The organism is Effusibacillus consociatus, from assembly GCF_042652925.1.
GTDB lineage: Bacteria > Bacillota > Bacilli > Tumebacillales > Effusibacillaceae > Effusibacillus > Effusibacillus consociatus.
Window position 1 is genome coordinate 30834 of record NZ_JBHSHC010000016.1, and the last position, 25391, is coordinate 56224.

Consider the following 25391-nt stretch of genomic DNA (forward strand, 5'->3'; position numbering starts at 1 on the left):
TATGCGAGAGTATTATGATCTTCATGCACATACCACAGCTTCTGACGGGACTTTCACACCCGGTGAACTGGTTCAGCATGCCAAAAAAAGGGGGCTTGCTGGAGTGGCGGTAACCGATCATGATTCTACCGACGGGATCGAGGAAGCAATGGATGCGGGAAATAAACTCAACGTGGATGTGGTGCCCGGTGTTGAGATTAATACCGAATATGAAGGAAAAGAAGTTCATGTATTAGGGTATTATTTTGACCGTTCTTCGAAGTCCCTGCAGGATCTGTTTCGAATCCTGCGTGAGCAAAGGGTAACCCGTATGGACCGAATTCTTGAGAAGCTGCATTCTTTAGGAATCAGGATTGAGCGTGACGAAGTGATTTCGGAAGCCGCCGAAGGGTCGATTGGGCGTCCGCATATTGCCCGGGTTTTAATCAAAAAAGGTCTGGCTCAGGACATACGTGAGGCATTCGATAAGTATTTAAGCAGGGGGGCGCCCGCTTATGTGGAGAGATTTAAGCTGGATCCGGGCGACGCCATTCGTCTGATTCGAGAGGCGAACGGAGTCCCGATTCTGGCTCATCCCGGCTTGGTCGGGAAGGATGCGTTAATTGAAGAATTAATCCCTGCAGGGCTTTTGGGAATCGAAGCCTTTCATCCAGATCATTCAGAAGACGCTCGACACCGGTATGCAAAGATGGCCGAGGAGTTGGGAATCATCGCTACGGGGGGCTCCGATTTTCACGGATCCGGGGCCGAACATCGTGGAGATCTGGGAACGGTGAGCGTGGATAAATCGGTCGTTTTAAAAATGAAAGAGCTTTCCGGACTGTTTTAATTGCCTTCGTTCGGGCATATACTGGGGTATAGGCTAACAAGAGAGGTGACTTCTCCTTGTGGATACACATGATGATGTGAGGGTGGAGGAGAAGATACGCGAGTTGGAAAAAAGAATCTCCCAGTTACGAGCCGGTCGCCGAATCCTCATGAATCTGCTGGAACAATCGACGCAGGAGAAAATGCGGCAGATCGTGCGGCTTGAAAAAGAAAACCAAATATTGCGAAAACAGAATCGCAGATACGCTGCTCAGTTGCTGTTACTTAAAACGGGAATTAAAAATGAGAATTTAAATACGGGCGATGTTTCAGATCCCTTCGTTTAGAAGGGCTTTTTTCTTGTCAAATACAAAATCGTAAGGGAAGGGGTGAGTACGGGAGCTTTTCCGTGGAAATTAGATTTTTCGCCGAAATTCGATTTTTTATAGAGTTTTGTATCATATTATGTCGAATTGAAAGAGGGAACGTTTATGAAAATTCGTATTTTAGGTGAATATGCTCCCTATCCTGCACCTGATGGTGCTACAGCCGGTTATCTGGTCGATACCGGGACAGGCCGTTTTTTGATTGATTGCGGGAGCGGCGTATTGTCTGAACTGCTGAAGCACATTTCTCTCCAGGAGCTGCAGGGGGTTATCATTACCCATTATCATGCGGACCATGTGGCCGATCTCGGTGTATTGCAATACGCAATTATGGTGGCTCGTAAGACAGGTTCCCGAGTCGATCCCCTCCCTATCTATGCAAATCAGGAGCCGCCGAATAAGTTTCAGGATGTAACTTACCGCAGTGATGTACAAGCCATCCCTTTGAATGCCGGCAGTGTGATACAGCTTTGCGGAGCACGGCTGACTTTTACGGAAACAGTTCATTCCAGTTCCTGCTTGGCAGTGTCGGTTGAGCAAGATGGAAAAAAATTCGTGTTTTCCGCTGATACGGGACCGAGTCCATTTCTCGAACAGTTTGCACAAAATGCGGATTTGTTTATTTGTGAAGCAAGCTGGTTGCAGAAAGACCAAGGACCCGCTTCGGTAGGGCATTTGACCGCGCTCCAGGCAGGGGAAATGGCGCAAAAGGCAAACGTAAAAAAGCTCTGTTTGACACATATTTATCCGGGCTATGACAGGGAAGAGTTGAGAAGGGAAGCAGCTGAAGTTTTCAAGCGGGAAATAATCGTTGCTGAAAAGGGAATGGTCTTGGAGGTGTAAGCTTTCTTTCGTTTTTTTCGGGATCCCCGGAACATGGCGAGACTTATGCTTCAGCATGTAGCGAGACCTTGCGCGGCCTTGCCGCGGTTCCCGTTTGTTGCTGCAACGCTGCACTTCACTTTTTGGGGTATATTGTTGGCCCGCAGTCGCCTGCGGACCGTCGCAAGGATCCAATCAAGTTTCACGGCCGTCTTTTTCATGCATTTGCCGTTTTAGAGACTTATGAGTAAAGTCCCATTTGCGGTATTGGACCTTTTGCGACTTTTTCTCTCGAGGACGAGGAAGTCCGAGAGGCTTGTACAGCTCGGTGGTAAATTCTTCCCTCGAGAAATCGAGTTTGTTGCGGAAGATATTCTTATGGTTAGGCACACCATTCCCACCTTTCATCTGTACTAAGCAATAGAATACCCGTAGTCACAGACGTCTATTAGAGACGTCTCTTTTTTATGGTGTTTTTTATTTTTTGGGCGGTTCCGCAAGTACCCAATTTTTGAGCCCAGCATAGGATATACGGACAGATGACCCAGGGCATCTGGAGGGTGTGCAGGGACGTCGGCCGATGTTCCGATTGACATACGGGCGGATGCACCTAATGCAAATGTCACGCATAGCATGTAGTACATTTTGCACCCAAGGGGGGCACTAGTCACGCCCGCCGCTGAAGCGGCCGGCCGTGCTGCGGAACGTATTGGGCTATGGTTTATGCGGACTGATGCTGATAACCGATGGCCTGCACGAGAATCAGCCCATCAAAGTGACGAAGACATAAAAGGTTCGTCGGCTAAGGACCGAACATCCGTGTTTGAACGCCGACACTAGCACATCCTTGTGCGTCGTAACGGGAACTGCGACTCCGCGCGCAAGGTTTCGCTAGGGGCTAAAGCATAAGTCTTGCCATGTTGATGGGGGCCCGCAAATAAGTGCAGTAAGGAGGTAGCTGAATGGCACATTTTAACAAGGACGTACGTAGCCGAGAGATCTATACGCAAGCGGTCTGTGGTAAAGGAAGCAAGTACTCGCAGACAACGTACACGATCCGTCCTGCCAACCGGCCATCCACCATCGGCGGATGTTGGGTGATGAACCATTCATGCAATGCGGAAATGGTTGGAGACTTCGTAGAAGTCCACGGACGGTTTGACGTAAACGTGTGGTACTCTTACAACGGCAACACAGACACAGGGGTAGCCAAAGACACTGTTTCGTACATCCAGCAGATTCCGCTTCGTGAGCTGGACCCGTATGCAAGCCGGGATGGTATGCATGTAGCGGTGAAGGTGCTGCAACAACCGAATTGCCTGGATGCAACAATCGTTGACGGCGGCAATGAGATCTTGGTTCGGGTTGAGAAGGAACTGGCAGTTGAGGTCATGGGTAAAACCAAATTGTTTGTTCTGTGCTGTGATCCGCCAAACGACAAAGATGACGAAGAACCGTTGGAAGATGATATCTTCGAAGAAGAAGACGAAGATTTCGAAGATTAGAGGCGACGCTCCAATGCGTCGCCCATTTTTCCCTGGGGCCATAGTGCCCTTTTTTCTTTCTTCTTACAGAAAGGGGAGCCCTTATGCTGGGGAGTGGCATGATTGAAGCATTGAAATGCTCCAGTCGAACGGTTCGCGTTCCCGAAAGCTGGGCAGATCGGTTTGGCTGGTCATCAGGAGATCCTATCCAAATTGCGGCTGGCAAAAAAACGGTGTCGGCATCGATTGATGTTGATGACAAGGAACAAATAGCTTTCTCTTGTGATATTTTATGGGAATTAAAATTGCCCAGAATTCCCGTTACCTGGAAAGTCAAAAAAAAATCAATCCGATTGGGTCCCTTTGTGGCTGTTTATTGCCAGCATACCGGCAGCAGTGAAAAACCGTTCTCAAGCATTACCGCATTGCTGGAAGACATGACAAAACTATCGCGAGGTCTCTGCATCCCATTTTATGTCATCTCAATCGGCGGGTTTCATCAGGATACAAAAACGGTGACTTGTTGGAACTATGAAGAAAAATTCAACCGGTGGAGGGAAGCTGAGTTTCCTTGGCCGGATTTTTGTATAAAAAAAATCATGACGGTTCCCCGCATGCTGAGGTTGATCGCAAGACGGGATATTCAACTGATGAGAATGAGCAAGTGCAGGATGCTTTATCGACCTTTAGGATCGAAGTTAAAGGTGTATCACATCCTCTCGCAGCATGCTTCCATCGTTCCTCATCTGCCTGAGACAAGCAAGATAAGCTCGCTGGACGATGTTCTGATGTTTCTGAAGACATATCCGCTTTTGTATATAAAACCTTCTCGAGGCACGCAAGGACGGAGTGTGTATCGGGTAAGCCGACTGCCGGAACCGGGGATGGTTCAAATTCAGTTTCGACGAGGGGATCAGAAGAGAAAAGCGACCATTCAATTGACTGAAAATAGAACTTGGTTCAGCAAGAAATTTCTATCGGATCGGGAGTTTCTCGTGCAGCAGGGAATTCATTTAACAAAAGACCGTCAGGGAAGGTCAGCCGATTTTCGCTGGTTGATGCAAAAAGACGGACTCGGGCAATGGAACATCACTGCTAGGGTTGCACGGCTCGGCCAAAAGGGCAGCATTACCACCAATGTCTCAACAGGAGCTGATGTTCTGGCAGTTGATGAATTTCTTGAACGGGCCGGATTCTCCCCCAAACAGATTCCATCCGTCATTGATCAAATGGATGCGCTTGCAGTTCAGATTGTCAGGATACTCGAAGATCACGTTGGTCCATTGGGGGAGTTGGGAATCGACTTCGGGTTGGATCGCACAGGACATCCATGGTTGATTGAAGTCAATCCGAATCCGGGCAGAAAAATGCTAAAGATTTTGGATCCCGAAGTACGGGCATTATCACTACGGAGACCACTTGAATATGCTAGGTATACGGCTGGATTCAGTGATATTTCTCCCGGTTAATCCAAACAAGACAGGAGGGGAGATGTGGATTGAAAAAAATAAAGGTGACGATCACATCTGTCTCTTCTGACCACTCCGCGGCACTGTTTCTGCCGAAATCGGTTTGTAAGGAATTAGAGATTGAGGCAGGAGCGCATGTGATTCAATGCGGCGGGTTATCTCAATCTGTTCGGGTTATGTATCCCATGTATGACAAAGCATCCATCTGTTCGTTCTCTCCGGATGTTATACAATCACTGGCCCTTATGGAAGGCAGCAAATTGTATCTTTACAAAAAAGGGGAAAAGCTGCAGATCGGTCCCGTCATCGGAATTTTTGCCAAAGTGAATTACCAAAACGGTGAAATACAGGGAATGCAGGCCCCAATTTTTGAACAACTGCTGTCAATTGCAGAAGAAGAGCATATGTATGCCTATGTAATGGCACCGCAGGACGTATCGTCCGACCTGCTGCGAGGATATGTTCTCCAAAAAACGAACGGCACCAAAAGATGGGAATATCGGGAGGTTCCCTTTCCGGATGTGGTGTATGACCAAATCATTTCACGCAAATTTGAAAGCCGGCCGAATGTAAAATCGTCCAAACAGGAGCTGATCAAAAAATTAGGTGCCGCTTATTTTAACCCCGGCTTCTTTGACAAAGCACAGGTTCACAAATGGTTAGCATCCGAAGAGGAAACAAAGGGATTTCTTCCGGCCACAATCGAACACCAGGATGCGAAACGCACCGCCGCGTTCATCGAGCAGTACAAACAGATTTATTTAAAACCAATCAACGGATCGCTTGGGGTAGGGATCATCCGCTTGATCCGGTTGCATGACGGCTCATTTTTATATCAAGTGAAGGGGAAAAAGGGGATCCATGTGCAGGGGACGCAAAAAAGAGCTCTCGATGTAATCCGCAAATTTGAGCGACGGTTGCGAAAAAGACCTTATGTGGTGCAAGAAGGTTTGCAGTTGAAAACTTATCAGGGTCGACCGTTCGACATCCGGGTTCTGGTGCAAAAAGATCATACGGGGAAATGGAAACGGACCAAAATGTTTTGCAGAATTGCGCAGGCGGGGGATATCACATCGAACTTAAGTACCGGCGGAGACGCTCTGCCAGTGTCCAAAATGCTGCAGGAAATTAATCTTCACAAAGACGAGATCAAAAAAATACAGAAAAATATAAAGAAACTTGTAAACATGGTGCCGGCGGTATTGGAAAAAGCTTCGGGGATACAACTGGGGGAAATCGGGCTCGACATCGGGATTGATGCAAGGGGTTGGGTATGGGTCATCGAAGTGAATTCAAAACCATGGAAAAAACCTTTTACCGAACAAGGGTCGATGGATCTTGTGGTGCAATCATTTCGCCGACCTCTGCTGTACGGAAAATACCTCGCTGGGATTACCTAATTCATCGAAGAAAGGAGTCGGACGATGGGGTATTTGCTTCTGCATACCGGACAACCGACAGCTAAGCGATTATTGAGGCGTATCCCACAACTTGCAGGGGTAGAAAATATCAACGACGTCAAGAGCAACGACCGGGTGATTCGATGGGGAAACGTATCAGGCAGCGACAGGGAAGCGGAATTTGTGCTAAATCCAAGAGCATCAATTGTCAGAACCCGCTCACGCCTCGAAATGCTGTCGATTCTGCATCAAAATGGGATTCGTTGTCCATATTCTGTAGAGTCAGGTAAGGAACGGCTTATATCGTTATCCAGACATTACCGCGTGCCAGTTTTCAATATGCGGGCAATATCCATATACAAGTCAGATGGGAAACTCATCTGGTTAGATCGTCGAATCACCCGAGTGAATGATCAGTTTCGAGAGGTGCCGTTGGATGAAGACAGGGTTGCAACAAGAGTTGCCCGGTTAGCTGTTCGAGCGGTACATGCACTCGGTTTGGATTTTGGCCTTGTCAGTCTTGGAATCTCAACAAAGGGATTTGCCTATGTATTGGATGTATCGCCCGCCCCCATTTTAAAAGACAATCTATTGGATACGTTTTCCAATGCCATACGGAATTGGATTGAGGAAGAGGACCAAATTGATCCTCCCTCCTTTAAGATGGGTACCGATTTGGAGTTTATGCTGCGAAACAGGGAAGGAAAAATGGTAGTTGCCTCGAATTACCTTCCCCGCAACGGAAAAGTAGGTTGTGATGCACTCAGTATTCGAAGAGAAGGAAGAAAATTGCCGCTTGCCGAGATTCGGCCGGCCCCGAGTTCTTCCCCTATTCGACTGGTCAAAAACATCGAGGATACTCTGCTGGAAGCAAAGCGTTTGATTCCGCGCAACGTTCAATGGGTTGCCGGATCCATGCCCTTTCGAAATTTTGGGATCGGGGGTCACATCCATTATTCCAATCTGCCGTTGTCCAGTCAGTTAGTCAAAGCACTGGACAATTATCTTGCTTTACCGGTTATGCTGATTGAGGATCCGGCTACCGCTGTCAGACGCAGACCCAAATACGGCTTTCTAGGTGACATTCGGTTAAAATCGCACGGCGGTTGGGAGTACCGGACACTTGGAAGCTGGATGATATCGCCGGCTATTTCGACCGCAATTTTGTGTTTGGCTCATTTGGCAGCTACCCATTATCGTGAATTAAACCGTACTCCGCTGAGCAATCCGGAACTCCAGAGAGCTTTTTACAATGGCGACAAAAAAACGCTTCGTCCTTACTTTGAGGAAATTTGGCAGGATATCGAAGATACCAGTATGTATGAAACATATGAAGAATATCTCGATATTATATCGACTATGGTACGCAACGGGGAAACATGGAATGAATTAAGTGATATCAAACGTGCATGGGGGATTCAATACAGCAAGTCGCTGCGCACAGGTCGGTCGAGTCGAACATAGTCTGTAGGATGGGGACGCCTATGAAAGGATGAAACTTGATGATTGTTGGGATTCTGACCGCCAAATTGATTGAACGGGGGACTCTTCGCAATATTACCCGAATGGGAAAAAGACTGCGAATCCCTGTCTATGTGCTGCCGATTGATGGAATCGATTTGGATAATCAAATCTGTGTAGGTTATAAGTGGAACGGTACATGGGAAAAAACTATATGCCCGCTCCCCACCGTAATTTATAATCGGATCCTTGCCAGGCGAGTGGAACAAAGTTTTGAAGTGCAGCAATTGCTGCAAGGGTTTGGAAACCTTGGAATACCCGTTTTTAATCCTGGGTATTTTGACAAAGGAGAGCTCTATAAAATTGTTGGAAGCCACCCGGAAACCTGCCATCTGCTTCCCGAAACCGAAGACTTGCAATCCCCCTTGCATTTGAAACAAATGCTTGAAACGTATGGGCAACTGTATGCAAAACCTGTCCAAAGCTATGCGGGGAAAGGGATTTTGCGGATTGAGCATACTCAGAACGGCGTATTGGTAAACTCTCATGTAAATGGAAGACAATCGATTCAAAATGCGAGTATTGGAAGATTATACGAAAAGCTGTCAGTCAGCCGCAGATATAAAAAATACGTTCTTCAAAGGGGCGTATCCTTAGCAAAGGTAGACGGGCACATGTATGATCTTCGTGCCCTGGTCCAGAAAAATCGCAGGGGGGAATGGTCGGTTACAGGAATTGGCGCCCGCGTAGCTCCGCAATTTGGAATCGTAACACATGTCCCGAATGGGGGAGTCATTCGGGGAGCGGAAGAAGCATTGGTCGCTACCTTTAATGAAAAAGGATTTTACATTCTGGAAGATGTGAAGGAATGCGCACTTAAGCTTGCAAAAGTAATTGAAGAAGAGACACCCGGAATTCTGGGAGAAATGTCTATGGACATTGGTGTAGATGAATGGGGAAGACCGTGGTTTTTTGAGGCAAATGCAAAGCCAGGAAGATTTGATGAACCTGACATTCGGAAATTATCAATCCAACGAATTTTAGAATTTTGTTGGTATTTATCACATAAAAAAATCGTTGACGGGGAACCGGCCATAAGTTCCCGTATAATGCTGAAAGACAAGTTACCATAAGTTATTAAAATGTCTACTATATAGGGAAAGAAAAACCTAGGTTTCCGGAAAACCTAGGTTTTTTAGTGAAGGTATACAATTTTTAAGGCTTTTCAACTTTTCTTTGTGGAGGAAGTACATATTTTTCAGGGATTACTGGATCCTTCGCTTCGTGTCCAGGGATCGTCCGGCCTGGAGTCCACGCTCCTTCCGGAAGCACCCGGCGGGCAGTATAGAAGTGTTCTCCCCACCAGTAATCAAAGTTGTTCACAATACCGATAGCTGTCGGGTTCCCGTCACCACGAGTTCCGATTACGACGGGTTCCCCGTTTAACATCCCCATGAAGATCGCCACATGTCCAATATACTTGCCATTTTCATCTTTTTTCCACCATGTGAGGATATCTCCGGGACGAAGCTTGTCCGCTCCTTGAATCTGCCACTTGCCGTTTACTTTTCGAGCATACACGCCGTCGACCCTTTCACCGACAGAGTTGTATTTTCGTGCAACTTCTGTCATTTTAAAGCCAAAGTCACCGTAAACCAACTTCGTGAATTCGGAGCAGTCGACAATACCATTTCTGCGGTAAGAATCAACTCCATGGCCGTACACCATATATCCGTTTTCCATATACCAGATGGCACGTTCAATCACTTGGTCAGCCAAACTGCCGTCAATGCTCTTGTACTTTTCCCGGTATTGGCGAATTTTCACCAGTTCGTCTCTTTGGTAATCATCCATATACTTGTTGTACTTTTCGATTGCTTCACTTGGTGACATGGTGCCATTATGCGCAGCCGAAACAGGGCTTGCAATCGATGCAGCCATACCGAAGGCAAGCAAAGACAATAAAATCTTTGATTTCACTCCTATCCTCTCCCTTTGAAGCCTGCGAGGTTAGCTGACGGGTTCGGTCAAGGGATAGCCCGACCACAACGTGGTTTCACCCCAAAATGGATCCCCCGCGCTCATTGTGAGCTTCGGCTTAATTTGTTTGATACCCTTAAAAGCCTAACACAGTCGTTTTGGGAGAGTCAGCCCTCAAAGTATGGAATTCCACCTATAACTTGGAAATGGCAGTGTTTATTCCCGCACTTAAAAAACCACCCGAAACAGATCGGGCGGAAATAGCGGGTGTCCTATTCGCGTTGGGCTGCTTCCGGTTCGCTGTCCGGATTCTTGTCATCCAGCTGCCAAGCGTCCCGGTTGCCGAAATAGGCATTGGTCAGTTCTTCCGAGATTTCCACATCCTGATTTCGGCCAGTCATCATTCTTCTGATTCCTTCTAAAACATTGCGGCTTCGCATTCTCCATCACCTTCCTCTAGGCATGGTAAAATTTTTCTCCTATTCGTAGTATTTGATTCAGCGCCCGCACCTATGCTATAATCGGTATACCCCCGTAAAGACGGGGTTTTTTTCTGCGGAAATCACCAGTGTTAGTCAACTATAGATACTATTTGGAGGAAGGGAGTGTCACCATGAGCGATTTGCTGCAATTGGAAGACTTCACCCAACAGCAAGGAGATATGCATCGTCCAACGCCGGTTGAACGTGAAAGTGTGGATTATCGGGCTCTCGCCAAAAATGTAGGACAAATTGGAGAAGGCAAAAAATATCACATTAAGACATACGGATGTCAAATGAACGAGCATGATACGGAAATCATGGCGGGTATGCTTGAAGAAATGGGTTACAAATCAACACCGAATCATGAAGAGGCCGATTTTATCCTATTTAATACTTGTGCGGTTCGAGAGAACGCTGAAGATAAAGTATTTGGTGAAATCGGTCGCCTGAAGCCGCTTAAGAACCGCAATCCGGAATTGATCCTCGGGCTGTGCGGATGCATGGCGCAGGAAAAAGTCGTTCAGGAATTGGTGGCAAAAACGTACCCTTGGGTTGATATCGTGTTTGGAACGCATAATCTCCACCAGTTGCCGGAACTTATGGACAGGGCACGAAATTCGCAAGAAACGATTTTTGAAGTGTGGGAGAAAGCGGGAGACGTTGTCGAAAACCTGCCGAAACTCCGCAAAGAAGGAATCCGTGCCTGGGTGAATATTCAGTATGGTTGCAACAAATTCTGCACGTACTGTATCGTTCCCTATACTCGCGGGCGTGAACGCAGCAGACTCTTGGAAGATGTCGTAGCGGAAGTGAAAGAGCTGGCTGCGCAAGGTTATAAAGAAATTACTTTGCTGGGTCAGAACGTGAATGACTACGGGATTGACTTAAAAGCATATGATTTCGCAGATTTGCTCGCTGCTTGCAATGAAGTGGAAGGAATTGAACGGATTCGTTTCACCACTTCAAACCCTTGGAATTTTACAGATAAGCTGATCCAAACGATTGCTCGTTGCGAAAAAGTGGTTGAACACATTCACCTGCCTGTGCAATCGGGTGACAATACGATTTTGCGCCGTATGAATCGCGGCTATACCAGGGAATTTTATCTGGATTTGGTGAAGCGCATTCGGGCAGCGATGCCGAATGTATCTCTGACAACCGATATTATTGTTGGATTCCCCGGGGAAACGGAGGAACAATTCCTTAACACGTTGAGTCTTGTTGAGGAAGTTCGTTTTGACGGTGCTTACACCTTTATTTATTCTCCTCGTGCAGGTACACCGGCAACCCGTTTCAAAGAGCAGGTTCCCGAGGCGGAACAAAAAAATCGACTGCAGCGCCTGATCGATCTTCAGAATGAAATTTCGCGCGAAATTAATGATTTAATGAAGAATCAAATCTTGGAAGTTCTTGTCGAAGGAGAGTCGAAAACCAATTCGGAAGTCCTGCAGGGACGCACACCGACAAACAAAATCGTGTTGTTCCAAGGAGCCAGGGATCTTGTGGGTAAGGTTGTCCAAGTAGTCATTACCGAGCCGCAAACTTGGCTGTTAAAAGGTAAATTGGTTTCCGAAACAAAAGAAGTAGCCGTATAATTTGCATTTGAGTCACAGGAGCACGGAATCCCCGTGCTCTTTTTAATTCTTGATCATGCTATAATAGGCTCAACCATGATTTGTGGAGGTTGACATGGCACGCTATACACCTATGATCGAACAATATCTCTCGATTAAAGAGCAGGCGGAAGATACACTTTTGTTCTTCCGGTTGGGAGATTTCTATGAAATGTTTTTTGAAGATGCCGTTACGGCGGCCAAAGAATTGGAAATCACATTAACCGGGCGCGACGGAGGCGTCGGCGAAAGGATTCCCATGTGCGGGGTTCCTTATCATTCCGCCGAGTCTTATATTCAGAGACTTATCGAAAAAGGATACAAAGTTGCAATATGCGAACAGGTCGAAGACCCCAGTCAGGCAAAAGGGATCGTCAAACGTGAAATTGTTCGGATTGTAACGCCCGGAACGATTATGGACGGCAAAACCGTCCAGGAGAAAAGCAACAATTACATAGCTGGCGTTGTTTCCGTGGCAGAACAATTTGGATTGGCATTCTGCGACGTCACCACGGGCGAGTTTTTTGTGTCGATTGCTTCCGCCCAATCAGTTTGGGACGAATTGCAGCAGTTTCAACCTGCCGAAGTAGTCGTGCCCGCAGCAGAAGGATATGAAACTCTTTCCGGGCAAATTCGCGATCGATTGGGATGCTTGCTGACAAACGGGTTACCGGGTACTCATACTGAGGCGAAAGCTTTGACGCTTCTGCAAGAGCATTTTCAACTGCTGTCCCTCGAATCGATCGGTTTGGGCGGTTTTTCCCAGGCAGTTATGGCTGCTGGGATGCTGTTGGCTTACCTGGAATCGACCCAAAAAAGAAACCTCCAGCATCTGAAAAAACCTCTGCTGCTGACACGGGAATCACATCTGGCAATCGACAATTTTTCCCGCCGCAATCTGGAATTGACGGAAACAATCAGAGAAAAAAGCCGGCAGGGTTCCCTTTTGTGGCTGCTTGACAAGACGGTCACGGCAATGGGCGGCCGATTGCTGAAAAAATGGGTCGAACGCCCTTTGGCGGTTCGGGCGGAAATTGAGCGGCGACTCCAGGCGGTTGAGGAATTGGTGAATGAGCTGCTGCTTCGCGAAGACCTTCGGCAAATGCTGCAGGAAGTGTACGACCTCGAGCGTCTCATGGGGCGAGTCGCTTACGGATCTGCGAACGGGCGGGACTTGCTCGCGATCGCCGCTTCGTTATCTGTTCTCCCGGATCTTCGAGAGCGTTTATCGAATGCCAATAGTCCATTGCTGCAAGAGATCGGACAAGCTATCCGGGAAATGAAAGAAATTGTCCATCTCATTCAGAGAGCGATAACAGATGAGCCGCCGGTCGGCATCCGGGATGGCGGATTAATTCGCGACGGATTCGATGAACATCTCGACAAGCTTAAGCAGGCCAGCCGGGAAGGCAAACAGTGGATCGCCCAATTGGAACAGCAGGAGCGGGAGAAGACCGGAATCAGGTCGTTGAAGGTTGGATTTAACAAGGTATTCGGTTATTACCTGGAAGTCACGAAATCAAACGCTCATCTGGTTCCCGATTCCTATGAACGGAAACAGACACTTGCCAATGGAGAGCGTTTCATTACACCTGAGTTAAAAGAAAAGGAAGCGTTGATTCTCGAAGCGCAGGATAAGATGGTAGATCTGGAATACGAGTTGTTCCTGCAGGTTCGGGATCAAGTGGCGGCTGTTCTCCCCGATATTCAACGGGCAGCTGAAGCAATCGCTCATATTGATGTGCTGCAATCTCTTGCTTCCGTGGCAGTGGAAAGAAGATTCACAAAGCCGGTGATTACCGATTCGGATCGTTTGGTGATTGAAGAAGGGCGTCACCCGGTAGTGGAGGCGGTCCTGAAACGGGAAACTTTTGTTCCCAATGATACGCTGCTTGACTGCGGCGCTAACCAGATTGCTCTCATCACGGGTCCGAATATGGCGGGGAAGAGCACCTACATGCGGCAGGTTGCTTTAATTGTGATCATGGCTCAAATGGGATCGTTTGTACCTGCCAAAAGGGCCGAGATTGGAATCGTGGATCGCGTGTTTACGCGAATCGGAGCTTCTGACGATCTTGCGGGCGGTCAAAGTACGTTTATGGTTGAGATGGTGGAATTGGCAAATATCCTTCATCATGCAACCAAAAACAGCTTAATTATATTGGACGAAATCGGGAGGGGCACCAGCACGTTTGATGGTATCTCCATTGCCCAATCGGTTGTGGAATTCCTCCATCAATCATCCGCAGTGGGTGCGAAAACCTTATTTGCCACTCACTATCATGAATTGACCGAACTTGCCGAACGACTTCCCGGTGTGACCAATTATTCCACACATGTTCAGGAAAAAGGCGATTCCATTGTATTCCTGCGGAAAATCATTCCTCAACCGGCGGACCGAAGTTATGGAATCCAGGTGGCTAAGTTGGCGGGGTTGCCCGATGCAGTGTTGCAGCGGGCAAAGGAAATTTTGCACGTCTTGGAAAATGGGCAGACTGCGGTCAAGGAGGCAGCTGCAGCAAAGTTACCCCGGCAAACAGGTGAGACAACCTCTCCACAGTTGTCTCTTTTTGACCAACCGCATCCGGTTGTCACTGAATTGCAATCCTTGAATCTTTTGAATATGACACCCCTCGAAGCGTTGACCACCTTGCATCGGCTTCAGCAGATGGTCGGGAAGGGATGATGAGAATGGCTAAAATACAGGTGATGAGTGATCTTCTCGCTAATAAGATAGCAGCGGGAGAGGTCGTCGAACGTCCCGCTTCTGTAGTGAAGGAACTGGTTGAGAACGCTTTGGATGCCGGAGCGACTGAAATTGATATCGAACTCCAACAAGGCGGGCTTGAGTTGATCCGCATTTCCGATAACGGATCCGGAATTGAGCCGAATGATGTTCCGACCGCGTTCGAACGGCACGCAACATCAAAGATTCGCGATGATAAAGATTTGTTTCGGATCGCGACTCTTGGTTTTCGCGGCGAAGCGCTCCCTTCAATTTCTGCAGTGTCCCGGGTGGAAATCAAAACGCGGACGGAGGACAGTGCCGCCGGGACTTTTCTCCGCATTGAAGGCGGCAAGGTGTTGGACACTGGGGTAACCGCCGCTAAAAAGGGAACGGAACTGATTGTGAGGGACTTGTTTTTTAACACACCGGCCCGTTTAAAATATTTAAAATCGATTCAAACTGAATTGGGACATACCACCGACTACATAGAACGAATGGCCTTGGCTCGGCCGGATGTGGCATTCCGTTTCTTCCACAATGACAGGATGCTGGTGCAAACTTCGGGGGACGGGAAACTGCTGCACGCCGTGGCAGCCGTTTATGGGCGTGAGATCGTCAAGCAGATGGTTGCGGTTGAGTGGCAAAACTACGATTATCGAATAACGGGACTGACCGGATACCCCGAACTTAACAGAGCGAACCGAAGTCACTGCACATTTTTCGTAAACGGCCGTTATATCCGAAGCTATCAACTGTTTAATGCAGTCCAAGCCGCATACCATACCCGTCTTCCAATAAATCGATACCCGGTCTGTGTGCTGCACTTGGAACTGGATCCGTCACTGGTGGATGTAAATGTGCACCCCACCAAACTCGAAGTACGGTTCTCGGAAGAGAAAGACGTATTTGCCAGTATGCAGGCGGCCATCCAGTCAGCCTTGCAAACCGAGACGTTTATTCCGAAAGCGCTCCCAAGCATTCAAAAACACGTAACTGACAAAGAGCCGGTGGAGAGATCCCGCCAACCTGAATTAAGTCTCAACCATCCTGTCCGGGTTTTTTATGGGGAACGGGAGTCAACTCCGGCCATCCGGGAACCATTGGCGGGCGCCACAAGACCTGCAGCACAAGTCTTGAAGGAGGCAGCTGTTGATCTTTACCGCCCCCAGCCGAAAGAGGAGCTTGCCAAGGATGAGAAGTTCAATTTTCCAGCACCGCAAGAGTCCGAGCCTTTTAACAAGGTTCCGCGGTTCCGACCTATTGCTCAGGCCCTCGGAATGTACGTGATCGCGGAAAATGAGCAGGGTCTGTTTATTATCGATCAACACGCTGCTCACGAAAAAGTGCTCTACGAGAAATTCACCAAACGTTTACGGGAAAAAGAGGTCCATCCATTACCGCTGCTTGTCCCTTTAACGTTGGAATTATCAAGTTCCGAAGCGCAGAAATTAGAAAAACAGCTTGCATTGCTGGCTCAATATCATGTGGAAATCGAGCAGTTTGGCGGCGGATCGTTTCTTGTACGGACTGTCCCGGATATATGGAGCGGCTTGGATATACAACGATTGACTTCTGAATTTATTGATGAATTTTTGGCTGAAGGACACCTTAAAGATCCTCGCGCTTTGATCGAGGACAAATTGATTACAAAAGCGTGCAAATCGGCCATTAAGGCAAACCAATGGTTGTCGATGCCCGAAATGATCGCGCTTTGTGACCAGCTTTCGGAGCTTGAGAATCCTTTTACCTGTCCCCACGGCCGCCCAATCATCATTCACATGACCACTTACGATTTGGAGAAACAATTTAAGCGAGTGATGTAAAATGGACCGTTCCCTGATCGTTACAACCGTACCCAAACCTTCAGATTCCGAGATTTTACATGCTGAAAATCTTGCAAAAGAATTGCAGGCTGACTACGTAAAGAGAACGTCCACAGTTCGTAAAATGCAGGAAACACATGGGGTTCGAAAGGTGTTGGTTGCAGGGGAGCGTCTGACCCTGCACGCAGGTGATCAGAAGCTGTTTTTTCATCCTTCGATGGCGGTAGTTCGTGTCAAACGTATGCTTTTGGGGGATACTGATGTTATAGTGGAAAAAAGTGGGCTTGCACGAGGTGACAGCGTATTGGACTGTACGCTCGGAATGGGAGCGGATGCGATCGTTTTTTCCCATGCAGTCGGTAAAGAAGGCGTGGTCATTGGGATTGAATACAACCCCATTTTGGTGATTCTCGTTCGTGAGGGGTTAAAGACCTGGCGATCAGGTGTACCGGAAGTAGACGAAGCAATGCGCCGTGTGCAAGTGGTGACAGGCAGTCATCTGGGTTATATGAGGAACTTGCCGGACCGATCGATCGATGTTGTGTACTTTGATCCCATGTTTCGAGAAACGGTAAAGGAATCGATTAACTTTGACCCGATCCGGATTCTCTCGGTAACAGATGAACTTTCAGTCGAAGCGATCGGAGAAGCAAAACGGATTGCCCGAAAATCGGTTGTGCTCAAGGAACGAATGTACAGCGGCGAATTTCAACGTTTAGGGTTTCCGCAACCTTATCAGCGCTCCAGTTCTTTTACCTATTCAGTTATTTCAATTCAGGGGGAGGAATCGCCTTGACGCAGGAAAACGGCTTGGTCATCCTGGTCGGACCGACTGCGGTGGGGAAAACCAAGTTGGGCGTCGAGTTGGCTTCGGCTTGCAACGGGGAAATTATATCGGCCGACTCGATGCAGATCTATCGGGGGATGGACATCGGAACAGCGAAAATCACCCCGGAAGAAATGAAGGGGGTTCCTCATTGGGGAATCGACATTGTGGACCCGGATGTGCCCTTTTCCGTATCCAGTTTTCGTGAACTGGCCCATGGATGGCTTTCGGATATTTGGAAACGCGGACGGCTGCCTTTTCTGGTCGGCGGTACGGGCTTGTATGTACGAGCGGTTACGGAGAACTATAATTTCAGTGAATTTGCCGGGGATCCTGAATTTAGACATGCATTGGAGCGGGAAGCTCAACAATATGGCCCTGAATATTTGCATAAACGGTTGCAAATCTTGGATCCCGAAACGGCGAAACGTCTTCATCCAAATGATCTGAGACGGGTCATCCGGGCGCTCGAAGTTTATGAATTTACCGGGATTCCGATGTCACAATCCGTTACGCCATGTGAACGGGTTACCCTGTTCCCGACACTCAAAATCGGCTTAACAATGAACGACCGGGAAGCCCTTTATCAGAGGATTAACCAGCGAGTAGATGTCATGATGAACAATGGGCTTGTCCAGGAAGTACAAACTTTATTGGCCAATGGCATGCACAAGGAATTGATTTCGATGCAGGGAATCGGGTATAAAGAAATTATTGACTATTTGGAAGGGCAGGGTACTATAGAGGAAGCGGTTGAGAAAATCAAATTGGGGTCCAGACGTTATGCAAAACGGCAGTTGTCCTGGTTTCGCCGGGATTCAAGCATCCACTGGTTTGAAGTGGATACAATGTCCTGGGATCAGCTTTATACCGGCTGTTTAAGGCTTGTGAAGGAATTTAGGCATCAACTCGCGAATACAGTTGAAATAAAAGAGGATGGGGGTACTAGAACGTGAACAAACCACAGATCAATATCCAAGACACATTTTTGAATCAGATCCGCAAGGAAAATATCCCGGTCATTATCTATCTTGTTAACGGGTTTCAAATACGTGGGGTGGTAAAAGCATTTGACAACTTCACCGTGATTGTCGAAGCGGAAGGCAAGCAGCAGCTCGTGTACAAGCACGCAATCTCCACATTTACTCCCATGCGAAACGTAAATTTCAACCAGGAAGCCTAATGAGCCGCCCAGTGCACCTGCGCCAGAGTAACCTGCACCAGTCTGTACGGACTGGTGCTTCTTTCGTTTTGCATATCCTCGACGACAATTGCGCAACATATCCAAAGTTCACCCGGCAAAGTACTCGGAATACACTTCACAGCACCACGTCGCTTTGGTGGGTGTCCACTTGTCTCGCCATGTTGGCGGGGCGCCTATTAGTAGGTGTACTTATTAAGGAGGATTACTAGAATGGTGCGCAATAAAGACTCGAATTTTCCCGGCCCCAGAAAAATTGAAGATCCAAAAGCAAAACCGGAACTCGCTCCCCTTCGGCCTGATGGGACAATCGCTCCCCAACCCAGAGACAGAATGAGGAAATCTGGCAAAGAATCGTAGAAAATCGGATCTTTGGGTGGTTGATTGTTTTGTGCAAATGAATTATACTTTCAGGCATAAAGGGTCGAAGGAGTGAAAAGTTGTCATGGCAAAAACTTGGGTAGATAAAGATACCTGCATTGCATGTGGTGCTTGCTATTCCACTTGTCCGGACGTATACGAATCGGACGATGAAGGTTATGCATTCGTGAAACTTGCGGGTGGACTTGAAGGATTTGTGGAAGTACCGGAAGAGTTCCTTCAAGATGCAATGGATGCACGGGATGGTTGCCCAACCGAATCCGTTAAGTGGGAAGACTAATCCCATACCATATGAGACGATTCTTAAACAAAACCCTGTGGCGGAACTGGATCTCCACAGGGTTTTGTTTTTTCCGGCTAGATTTGATCCGTATTCTCATTCTCAATCTCGGCGTAGAAGAAACCGCCTGCAACAAGCAGCGCCACAGTAATCATCAGGAACAAGAACAGTATTGTAAGAAATTGTATTGTACTCATATCTTTTGACACCCTCTCACGTCTTTCACTGTTATCCCAATTATCTAACAATTCATCAAGGTGATTCAAGTGTATAAAAATAACAGAATATTCCCAGCCTTAGAACAGGAGGCGAATTGTATGGAACTTTTAGCGAAGACAAGACAAATTAACAGGCTGCTCCAAAGAACAGGAGGTCATCACGTTGATTTCAACGAGATGGCAAGAGTTTTGCGGGATGTGATCAATGCGAATGTGTTTATTCTAAGTGCAAAAGGGAAGGTACTCGGATACGCAATTGCTCAAGAAATTGAAAATGAACGACTCCAAAACATGATTCATGAAAGACGGTTCCCTGAAAGTTATATTCAGGCAGCGATGAAAATTGAAGACACAGCAACAAACATCGGAATTGAAAACGATCTTACGGCATTTCCAATTGAAATGCGCGGGGATAATATGAAAGGTTTTACCTCGATTGTTCCGATCGTAGGTGGCGGAGACCACTTGGGAGCGTTAGTTGTCGCCCGTTTATTTAAGGAATTTGACGATGGCGATGTCTTGTTGGCGGAATACGGTGCAACCGTGGTCGGTACCGAAATCTTACGGGATCGAATGGAACGGGCGGAAGAAGAATCCAGAAGCCGGATGACCGCCAAACTTGTCCTCGAAACCCTTTCTTTCAGCGAAATTGAGGCAATTGAACATATCTTTGCGGAACTTGAGGGAAGAGAAGGCTTGCTGGTCGCTTCCAAAATCGCCGATAAAGTTGGGATTACGCGTTCCGTGATTGTAAACGCCCTTCGCAAATTGGAGGGAGCGGGAGTTGTCGAATCTCGTTCTTTGGGGATGAAAGGAACCTATATCCGGATTCTGAATGAAAATCTGTTGGCAGAGCTGAAAAAACTGAGAATCCCTATGCATTAACAGTACGCCGTAAACAAAACCCTGCGAGGACTTACTCCTTGCAGGGTTTTGTTTTTTCTTGCTGGGCTTTCACCCATTTCCCTGTTCCTGCGTATGATGAAGCAATCTCTGCAAGCGAGGTGACAGATATTGAATAGGAGCGGTCGGCGCCCTCCCGTGTATCAGGATCTTGATGAAATCCTGGATCAATTCCGATCGGGTCAACTGGCGCTGAATGATGCACTTCGACGCCTCCATACACAAGAAAAGCCGGTCGTCACGCGAGAAATGGGCCGCTCGAATCCTCAGCAAGATTCAGCCAAAGTCAAAGCGACCTTGCAAGAGCTTGAACACATGATCGGATTACGGCAAGTGAAAACTCTTGTAAAAGAAATCTTTGCACTTATCCAAATTCAGCAGCGTCGACAAGCGGTCAAACTGGCGACCGAGCCGGTAGTTCTTCATATGATTTTCAAGGGAAACCCGGGAACGGGAAAAACCACTGTGGCAAGAATTTTAGCCCGACTTCTGAGGGAGATCGGTTTTTTGTCAAAAGGGCATCTGATTGAAGTGGAACGGGCTGATTTGGTGGGAGAGTATATCGGACATACCGCACAAAAAACCCGCGAGCAGGTCAAAAAAGCGCTGGGTGGAGTTTTGTTTATTGATGAAGCCTACAGTTTGGCTCGCGGGGGAGAAAAAGACTTCGGCAAAGAAGCGGTGGATACATTGGTCAAAGCCATGGAAGACCATAAGAACGATTTTATTCTGATTCTTGCCGGATACGGGTATGAAATGGATTTGTTTTTGCGAACCAATCCGGGATTGCCGTCACGGTTTCCCATTACGGTTACGTTCGATGACTATGACGAAACAGAACTGATCCAAATTGCCAAACAAATGCTCCGCAAGAGAGAATACAGACTGTCCCAGGAAGCAGAACAAAAGCTTCGCGGGTACTTGCGTGCCACTCTCAATCTTGACCGTCGCAACTTTGCCAACGCAAGACTGGTCCGTAACATCATCGAACGTGCAGTACGTCTGCAAGCGGTTCGCTTATTGGATTTTAAAGAGGCAACGAGGGATGATTTGATGTTAATCCTTCCTGAGGATCTATCTTTCGAGGAGGGAGTCGCTTGATGAGAAACTGTTTGGTTCTCGGACGGACAAATGTTGGGAAAACGATGTTTTGTGTGAATTTTGCAGAGTTTCTCGGATTGCACAGACTTGAGGTGTTTTATCAATTACCGGATGGTTCCACACGTCAAAAAAAATATGATTTATCATCGGCACGCCATGAGCTTTCAGGATTGGGTCAGCATAAAACCAGGTCTCTTCAGTCGATTCAGCTGGATTTGCCCGGAGGAAAGGGCGCACGCAAGTTTACGCTCACAGATTCTACCGGATTAACGGATGGGGTGCATCCGGATCGGGGATTGCGCGAAGCAATGGCACAAACTCTTGGAGAATTGAAAGCTGCCGATTGCATTCTTCATATGGTCGACTTGGGAGAAGTGGCAAAAGCCGGAAGCTTGCGGTCTCTCGGTGAACTTGATCTTCAAATTGCCGAGTTTGGCGAATTTAAGGACGGATATGCAATGCTTGCCAATAAAATGGATCTTCCTGAGGCAAAAAAGGGCCTTGCACTCCTGCAGGAAGAGATGAGGGGAACTCGAATCATTCCGATCTCCTCGATCTATCGGCAGGGATTTCGTGAGGTGAAAGAATATGTTTGGCGATTGGTATAATTGGTTGATTGAGGTCTTTGGCATTGTTCTCACGGGGATTTCGATAAAGTGTATGGATGATTTGCTGGATGCGGAATATGACCAATGCGTCGGTCGCCAAACGTTGGCCGGGAAGCTCGGAAAAGCTATACTTCCTTATGCTTTGCTTGTTCTTGCAATCGGGATATTTGTGGCAAAGGAGATTGCATTAGTGCTTTTTCTGGCAAGTTACGCAATTGGAATGGGGCATGATTTGAGGGAAAAAATGCCTACAGGTCTTCCGGGGTGGGGGGAAGGGCTGGCAGCGCTGGTATTCGGGATGCTGCTGGCAGGTCCCATTCCAATGATTTGGGGCCTCATGATTATTGGAGCCGTGCAGTTACTTGATGATTTGGTGGATATCTATAAAGATACGCAGAGCGGGCAGCGGAATTCCGCCGTTCGTTTAGGAGTTGTCGAAACGACTCTTCTCGCTGTGATCTGCTTCCTGTTCGCGGTTCTGTTAGATGCAAAAGATTCCGTATTAGTCCTGCTTGCAACACCGCTCGTTCATATGATCCTTGAATTGATGGGAGGAGACAAATGATTCCGATTACATGGGCCATTGCAGCCGTTCTTGTGGTCCTTCTGGCAGGCTATGCGGTAGGAAGAAGGCAGGGAATTAAGTGGGGGCGGAAGCTTGGGCAAGCGGAATCCTGTATCTATTTACGTCACCAAAGTTTGCAGGAAGGGGTTTGTAAAATTTGCGATCGAACCTATGACTAGAGGAGCGCTCTTCTGAGTGCTCTTCTTCTGTCAGTATGCTACAATAAACCGAGAAAACGGGAGGTTACTTATGAATGCCTGATACAGAAATTTCCAAAGAGCGAGCCCTCTTAGTGGGGTTGCACATCGGCAAACAATCTTCAGTCGTTTGGCAGATGGCGTTTGATGAACTTGCGGGCCTGGTGGAAACAGCGGGAGCTGAGGTAGTGTCAACAATCAAACAGTCTCGTGATGTCCCGGAACCTGCTACATATATCGGGAAAGGAAAACTGCAAGAACTGACCGCGCTGGTAAGGGAACTCGAAGCAAACCTAGTTGTGTTTGATTCCGAACTCTCGCCGGCCCAGGTTCGCAATCTGGAGCAGATTCTACCCTGTAAAGTGCTTGATCGGACCCAGGTAATTTTGGACATATTTGCTGGCAGGGCCCAAACAAAGGAAGGGAAACTGCAGGTCGAACTGGCTCAATTGAGCTATTTATTGCCCCGTTTGACCGGAAAAGGAATTGAATTGTCAAGACTTGGCGGAGGAATTGGTACAAGAGGTCCCGGGGAGACCAAGCTGGAAGCCGATCGCCGGAGAATTCGTGACCGCATCTCGGATCTGAAAAGGGAACTCCGGGAGGTTCGCCGGCATCGGGAGGTTCAACGCCAACAACGCAAAAAGCGGGACATCCCTGTGATTGCATTGGTTGGGTACACCAATGCCGGAAAAAGCAGTCTGCTGCGTGCGATCGTGGAACGGGTGGGAAGCGGATCCAAAGATGTCGCAGAGGGAAAGAACCGGTTGTTTGATACACTCGATCCCACCGCAAGAAGAACCATGCTTCCGGACGGCCGAACAGCCATTTTTACGGATACGGTTGGGTTTATTCAACAACTGCCGCATCAATTGGTTGATGCATTTCGGGCAACGCTTGAAGAAACGGTGGAATCCGATCTGCTGCTTCATGTGGTGGACGCCAGTCATCCCGCTTATGATGTTCAGATGCAGACCGTATATGATGTATTGGACGAACTGGGAGTCAAGAATAAACCGATTATTACGGTTTTCAACAAAATCGACATCGTCTCGAACAAACTGCTGGCTGACGATCCGCAAGCCAATCATACGGTTCGGCTGTCAGCAAAGACGGGAGAGGGAATACCCGGCTTGATTCGATTGATCTCCGAATGGTCCAATCGATCTGCTGTCACTATGCAGGTTCTAATGCCCTACAACGAAGGGCCATTTGTTGCAAGGCTCCATGCTGAATGCAAGATCTACCATCAGGAATTTCTTGAAGAGGGCATCCTGTTGAAGCTCGACGCAAAACCGGAGTTTGTAGATCGACTGACCAGATATAAAGTGACTTAAGAGCAAGATGCAAAAAGGAGAGCTTGTTGTGATTGAAAGACTTATGAACGATAGCGAATTCGCCAGTTTAGCTGTTGAAATCAAGCATCAGATTGAGCCGGTCATCAAACGGATCGAAGAGAATGTTTTGCGCAATCAAGCGAAAGTGCTTGCTGCATTTCAGGAGGCAAAGGTAAGTGATTATCATTTTTCCTCTTCGACGGGATATGGGTACAATGATCGGGGACGAGAGATCATAGAACAAGTATACGCCACTACCTTCCGGGCTGAGGCAGCTCTAGTGCGCCCGCACATTGTCTCCGGCACACATGCGATTTGTTTAGGGCTGTTCGGAGTGTTACGACCGGAGGACGAGCTCTTGTACATCACGGGTGCTCCGTACGACACGTTAGAGGAAGTGATTGGAGTACGAGGGAATGCCGGGGATGGTTCGCTAAGAGATTTTGGTGTAACGTTTCATTCTGTTCCTTTGCGCAACAATAAGATCGACTGGGATGAGATTCGCAGACGCATTCATTCCAAAACCAAAATGGTAGGGATCCAGAGATCGTCAGGTTATGCCTGGAGACCCTCATTTACGGTTGCGGAGATAAGGCAAATGGTGCGATTTGTCAAAGAGATCAAACCGGATGTAATCGTAATGGTGGACAATTGCTACGGTGAATTTACGGAAACGGAAGAACCGACTGAAGCGGGAGCCGATCTCGTGGTGGGATCTTTAATTAAAAACCCGGGTGGGGGTCTGGCCCCTACAGGAGGTTATCTGGTCGGCCGCAGTGAGATCATTCACAGAGCTGCATGTCGGTTGACCGCGCCCGGAATTGGAGCCGAACAAGGCGCGATGCTGGGAACGAACCGCGGTATTCTGCAGGGATTTTTCTTGGCTCCCCATGTGGTCGGGGAAGCTCTGAAAGGTGCCGTTTATGCCTCAGCGATGTTTGAACGGGTTGGACTTGAAACTTCACCCCGATGGGAGGAGAGCCGAACCGATATCATTCAAGCTGTCCGGCTTGGTTCTAAAGAACGTTTGATTGCATTTTGTCAGGCAATCCAGTCGGCAGCGCCTGTCGATTCCCATGTAAAACCAGAGCCTTGGGACATGCCCGGTTATGAGGATCCCGTAATCATGGCTGCCGGTGCATTCGTGCAGGGGGCCTCGATTGAACTGTCTGCCGATGGCCCAATCAGAGACCCTTACATTGGATTTATGCAAGGTGGAATTACCTACGAGCATGTACAGCTCGCCATATTGTCAGCTTTGGAGACGATGAAAGAGAGAAAACTTCTTTAAAAATTTTCTTGTTAACATTTCTAACATT

26 protein-coding genes and 1 riboswitch are annotated in these 25391 nt (G+C 47.8%); of the genes, 23 read left to right on the plus strand and 3 right to left on the minus strand.

Annotated features, from left to right (window positions below; translation table 11 throughout):
- Position 1: 1 nt before the first annotated feature.
- From ACFO8Q_RS03070 to ACFO8Q_RS03080, 3 genes are all read left to right on the plus strand, one after another.
- A complete protein-coding gene (locus ACFO8Q_RS03070) occupies positions 2 to 829 on the plus strand; it encodes a PHP domain-containing protein (RefSeq protein WP_380024224.1) in 828 nt (275 codons plus the stop codon).
- A 58-nt stretch (positions 830 to 887) separates the two neighbouring features.
- Positions 888 to 1154 carry a hypothetical protein gene (locus ACFO8Q_RS03075; RefSeq protein ID WP_380024225.1) on the plus strand — a complete coding sequence of 89 codons (267 nt, stop codon included), beginning with the start codon at positions 888 to 890 and terminating at the stop codon, positions 1152 to 1154.
- A 144-nt stretch (positions 1155 to 1298) separates the two neighbouring features.
- Entirely contained in the window at positions 1299 to 2036 is a 738-nt protein-coding gene (locus ACFO8Q_RS03080) for an MBL fold metallo-hydrolase (RefSeq protein WP_380024226.1), read from the plus strand.
- A 174-nt stretch (positions 2037 to 2210) separates the two neighbouring features.
- On the opposite strand, the gene ACFO8Q_RS03085 is transcribed toward ACFO8Q_RS03080, so the two are convergent.
- Entirely contained in the window at positions 2211 to 2405 is a 195-nt protein-coding gene (locus tag ACFO8Q_RS03085) for a hypothetical protein (protein WP_380024227.1), read from the minus strand.
- Positions 2406 to 2977: 572 nt separating this feature from the next.
- Here ACFO8Q_RS03085 and cotE point away from each other — a divergent pair.
- From cotE to ACFO8Q_RS03110, 5 genes are all read left to right on the plus strand, one after another.
- Positions 2978 to 3520, plus strand: a complete 543-nt coding sequence (gene cotE / locus ACFO8Q_RS03090; RefSeq protein ID WP_380024228.1) for an outer spore coat protein CotE — start codon at positions 2978 to 2980, stop codon at positions 3518 to 3520.
- A gap of 83 nt (positions 3521 to 3603) precedes the next feature.
- Positions 3604 to 4968 carry a YheC/YheD family endospore coat-associated protein gene (locus ACFO8Q_RS03095; protein WP_380024229.1) on the plus strand — a complete coding sequence of 455 codons (1365 nt, stop codon included), beginning with the start codon at positions 3604 to 3606 and terminating at the stop codon, positions 4966 to 4968.
- A gap of 29 nt (positions 4969 to 4997) precedes the next feature.
- A complete protein-coding gene (locus tag ACFO8Q_RS03100) occupies positions 4998 to 6368 on the plus strand; it encodes a YheC/YheD family endospore coat-associated protein (protein WP_380024230.1) in 1371 nt (456 codons plus the stop codon).
- A gap of 24 nt (positions 6369 to 6392) precedes the next feature.
- Positions 6393 to 7832, plus strand: a complete 1440-nt coding sequence (locus ACFO8Q_RS03105; protein WP_380024231.1) for a putative amidoligase domain-containing protein — start codon at positions 6393 to 6395, stop codon at positions 7830 to 7832.
- Between the two features lie 38 nt (positions 7833 to 7870).
- Positions 7871 to 8962, plus strand: a complete 1092-nt coding sequence (locus ACFO8Q_RS03110; RefSeq protein WP_380024232.1) for a YheC/YheD family endospore coat-associated protein — start codon at positions 7871 to 7873, stop codon at positions 8960 to 8962.
- A gap of 82 nt (positions 8963 to 9044) precedes the next feature.
- Here ACFO8Q_RS03110 and ACFO8Q_RS03115 read toward each other — a convergent pair whose 3' ends face one another.
- Positions 9045 to 9809, minus strand: coding sequence for an NlpC/P60 family protein (locus ACFO8Q_RS03115; RefSeq protein ID WP_380024233.1), 765 nt, complete (start codon positions 9807 to 9809; stop codon positions 9045 to 9047).
- Between the two features lie 4 nt (positions 9810 to 9813).
- A riboswitch (cyclic di-AMP (ydaO/yuaA leader) is annotated at positions 9814 to 9938 on the minus strand.
- Between the two features lie 143 nt (positions 9939 to 10081).
- A complete protein-coding gene (locus ACFO8Q_RS03120; protein ID WP_380024234.1) occupies positions 10082 to 10249 on the minus strand; it encodes a hypothetical protein in 168 nt (55 codons plus the stop codon).
- A 173-nt stretch (positions 10250 to 10422) separates the two neighbouring features.
- Between ACFO8Q_RS03120 and miaB the strand changes: the two genes are divergently transcribed.
- The 15 genes from miaB to ACFO8Q_RS03195 all read left to right on the plus strand — a co-directional run bounded on the left by miaB (position 10423) and on the right by ACFO8Q_RS03195 (position 25363).
- A complete protein-coding gene (gene miaB / locus ACFO8Q_RS03125; RefSeq protein WP_380024235.1) occupies positions 10423 to 11886 on the plus strand; it encodes a tRNA (N6-isopentenyl adenosine(37)-C2)-methylthiotransferase MiaB in 1464 nt (487 codons plus the stop codon).
- Between the two features lie 94 nt (positions 11887 to 11980).
- The gene (gene mutS / locus ACFO8Q_RS03130; protein WP_380024236.1) at positions 11981 to 14590 is read left to right on the plus strand and encodes a DNA mismatch repair protein MutS; all 2610 of its coding nucleotides are present in this window, start codon (positions 11981 to 11983) and stop codon (positions 14588 to 14590) included.
- Positions 14591 to 14595: 5 nt separating this feature from the next.
- Entirely contained in the window at positions 14596 to 16455 is a 1860-nt protein-coding gene (gene mutL, locus ACFO8Q_RS03135) for a DNA mismatch repair endonuclease MutL (protein ID WP_380024237.1), read from the plus strand.
- A gap of 1 nt (position 16456) precedes the next feature.
- The gene (locus tag ACFO8Q_RS03140; RefSeq protein WP_380024239.1) at positions 16457 to 17251 is read left to right on the plus strand and encodes a class I SAM-dependent methyltransferase; all 795 of its coding nucleotides are present in this window, start codon (positions 16457 to 16459) and stop codon (positions 17249 to 17251) included.
- The gene (miaA, locus tag ACFO8Q_RS03145) at positions 17248 to 18237 is read left to right on the plus strand and encodes a tRNA (adenosine(37)-N6)-dimethylallyltransferase MiaA (protein WP_380024240.1); all 990 of its coding nucleotides are present in this window, start codon (positions 17248 to 17250) and stop codon (positions 18235 to 18237) included. Before ACFO8Q_RS03140 ends, miaA begins: the two co-directional genes overlap by 4 nt.
- Positions 18234 to 18464 carry an RNA chaperone Hfq gene (gene hfq / locus ACFO8Q_RS03150; protein WP_380024241.1) on the plus strand — a complete coding sequence of 77 codons (231 nt, stop codon included), beginning with the start codon at positions 18234 to 18236 and terminating at the stop codon, positions 18462 to 18464. The genes miaA and hfq overlap by 4 nt, the downstream gene beginning before the upstream one ends.
- A gap of 231 nt (positions 18465 to 18695) precedes the next feature.
- Positions 18696 to 18842, plus strand: a complete 147-nt coding sequence (gene sspK, locus ACFO8Q_RS03155) for a small acid-soluble spore protein K (protein WP_380024242.1) — start codon at positions 18696 to 18698, stop codon at positions 18840 to 18842.
- 85 nt (positions 18843 to 18927) lie between these two features.
- Entirely contained in the window at positions 18928 to 19143 is a 216-nt protein-coding gene (locus ACFO8Q_RS03160; protein WP_380024244.1) for a ferredoxin, read from the plus strand.
- Positions 19144 to 19460: 317 nt separating this feature from the next.
- Positions 19461 to 20246, plus strand: coding sequence for a GTP-sensing pleiotropic transcriptional regulator CodY (codY, locus tag ACFO8Q_RS03165; RefSeq protein ID WP_380024245.1), 786 nt, complete (start codon positions 19461 to 19463; stop codon positions 20244 to 20246).
- A 129-nt stretch (positions 20247 to 20375) separates the two neighbouring features.
- The gene (gene spoVK / locus ACFO8Q_RS03170) at positions 20376 to 21365 is read left to right on the plus strand and encodes a stage V sporulation protein K (RefSeq protein WP_380024246.1); all 990 of its coding nucleotides are present in this window, start codon (positions 20376 to 20378) and stop codon (positions 21363 to 21365) included.
- A complete protein-coding gene (locus ACFO8Q_RS03175) occupies positions 21365 to 21973 on the plus strand; it encodes a GTPase domain-containing protein (protein WP_380024248.1) in 609 nt (202 codons plus the stop codon). The genes spoVK and ACFO8Q_RS03175 overlap by 1 nt, the downstream gene beginning before the upstream one ends.
- Positions 21954 to 22538: a hypothetical protein gene (locus ACFO8Q_RS03180; protein WP_380024249.1), complete on the plus strand. Its 585-nt coding sequence runs from the start codon at positions 21954 to 21956 to the stop codon at positions 22536 to 22538. Before ACFO8Q_RS03175 ends, ACFO8Q_RS03180 begins: the two co-directional genes overlap by 20 nt.
- Complete coding sequence (locus tag ACFO8Q_RS03185) at positions 22535 to 22717, plus strand: hypothetical protein (protein ID WP_380024250.1); 183 nt, start codon at positions 22535 to 22537, stop codon at positions 22715 to 22717. Before ACFO8Q_RS03180 ends, ACFO8Q_RS03185 begins: the two co-directional genes overlap by 4 nt.
- A gap of 74 nt (positions 22718 to 22791) precedes the next feature.
- Positions 22792 to 24072: a GTPase HflX gene (gene hflX / locus ACFO8Q_RS03190; protein ID WP_380024251.1), complete on the plus strand. Its 1281-nt coding sequence runs from the start codon at positions 22792 to 22794 to the stop codon at positions 24070 to 24072.
- A gap of 43 nt (positions 24073 to 24115) precedes the next feature.
- Positions 24116 to 25363: a methionine gamma-lyase family protein gene (locus tag ACFO8Q_RS03195; protein WP_380024276.1), complete on the plus strand. Its 1248-nt coding sequence runs from the start codon at positions 24116 to 24118 to the stop codon at positions 25361 to 25363.
- Positions 25364 to 25391 lie beyond the last annotated feature (28 nt).

What these genes read in the sequence shown, in the direction of transcription:
- ACFO8Q_RS03070 (WP_380024224.1), top strand. Translation starts at nt 2, where the DNA reads ATGCGAGAGTATTATGATCTTCATGCACATACCACAGCTTCTGACGGG.
- ACFO8Q_RS03080 (WP_380024226.1), top strand. Translation starts at nt 1,299, where the DNA reads ATGAAAATTCGTATTTTAGGTGAATATGCTCCCTATCCTGCACCTGAT.
- cotE (WP_380024228.1), top strand. Translation starts at nt 2,978, where the DNA reads ATGGCACATTTTAACAAGGACGTACGTAGCCGAGAGATCTATACGCAA.
- ACFO8Q_RS03095 (WP_380024229.1), top strand. Translation starts at nt 3,604, where the DNA reads ATGCTGGGGAGTGGCATGATTGAAGCATTGAAATGCTCCAGTCGAACG.
- ACFO8Q_RS03105 (WP_380024231.1), top strand. Translation starts at nt 6,393, where the DNA reads ATGGGGTATTTGCTTCTGCATACCGGACAACCGACAGCTAAGCGATTA.
- ACFO8Q_RS03110 (WP_380024232.1), top strand. Translation starts at nt 7,871, where the DNA reads ATGATTGTTGGGATTCTGACCGCCAAATTGATTGAACGGGGGACTCTT.
- ACFO8Q_RS03120 (WP_380024234.1), bottom strand. Translation starts at nt 10,249, where the DNA reads ATGCGAAGCCGCAATGTTTTAGAAGGAATCAGAAGAATGATGACTGGC.
- miaB (WP_380024235.1), top strand. Translation starts at nt 10,423, where the DNA reads ATGAGCGATTTGCTGCAATTGGAAGACTTCACCCAACAGCAAGGAGAT.
- mutS (WP_380024236.1), top strand. Translation starts at nt 11,981, where the DNA reads ATGGCACGCTATACACCTATGATCGAACAATATCTCTCGATTAAAGAG.
- mutL (WP_380024237.1), top strand. Translation starts at nt 14,596, where the DNA reads ATGGCTAAAATACAGGTGATGAGTGATCTTCTCGCTAATAAGATAGCA.
- ACFO8Q_RS03140 (WP_380024239.1), top strand. Translation starts at nt 16,457, where the DNA reads ATGGACCGTTCCCTGATCGTTACAACCGTACCCAAACCTTCAGATTCC.
- sspK (WP_380024242.1), top strand. Translation starts at nt 18,696, where the DNA reads ATGGTGCGCAATAAAGACTCGAATTTTCCCGGCCCCAGAAAAATTGAA.
- ACFO8Q_RS03160 (WP_380024244.1), top strand. Translation starts at nt 18,928, where the DNA reads ATGGCAAAAACTTGGGTAGATAAAGATACCTGCATTGCATGTGGTGCT.
- codY (WP_380024245.1), top strand. Translation starts at nt 19,461, where the DNA reads ATGGAACTTTTAGCGAAGACAAGACAAATTAACAGGCTGCTCCAAAGA.
- ACFO8Q_RS03175 (WP_380024248.1), top strand. Translation starts at nt 21,365, where the DNA reads ATGAGAAACTGTTTGGTTCTCGGACGGACAAATGTTGGGAAAACGATG.
- ACFO8Q_RS03180 (WP_380024249.1), top strand. Translation starts at nt 21,954, where the DNA reads ATGTTTGGCGATTGGTATAATTGGTTGATTGAGGTCTTTGGCATTGTT.
- ACFO8Q_RS03185 (WP_380024250.1), top strand. Translation starts at nt 22,535, where the DNA reads ATGATTCCGATTACATGGGCCATTGCAGCCGTTCTTGTGGTCCTTCTG.
- hflX (WP_380024251.1), top strand. Translation starts at nt 22,792, where the DNA reads ATGCCTGATACAGAAATTTCCAAAGAGCGAGCCCTCTTAGTGGGGTTG.
- ACFO8Q_RS03195 (WP_380024276.1), top strand. Translation starts at nt 24,116, where the DNA reads ATGAACGATAGCGAATTCGCCAGTTTAGCTGTTGAAATCAAGCATCAG.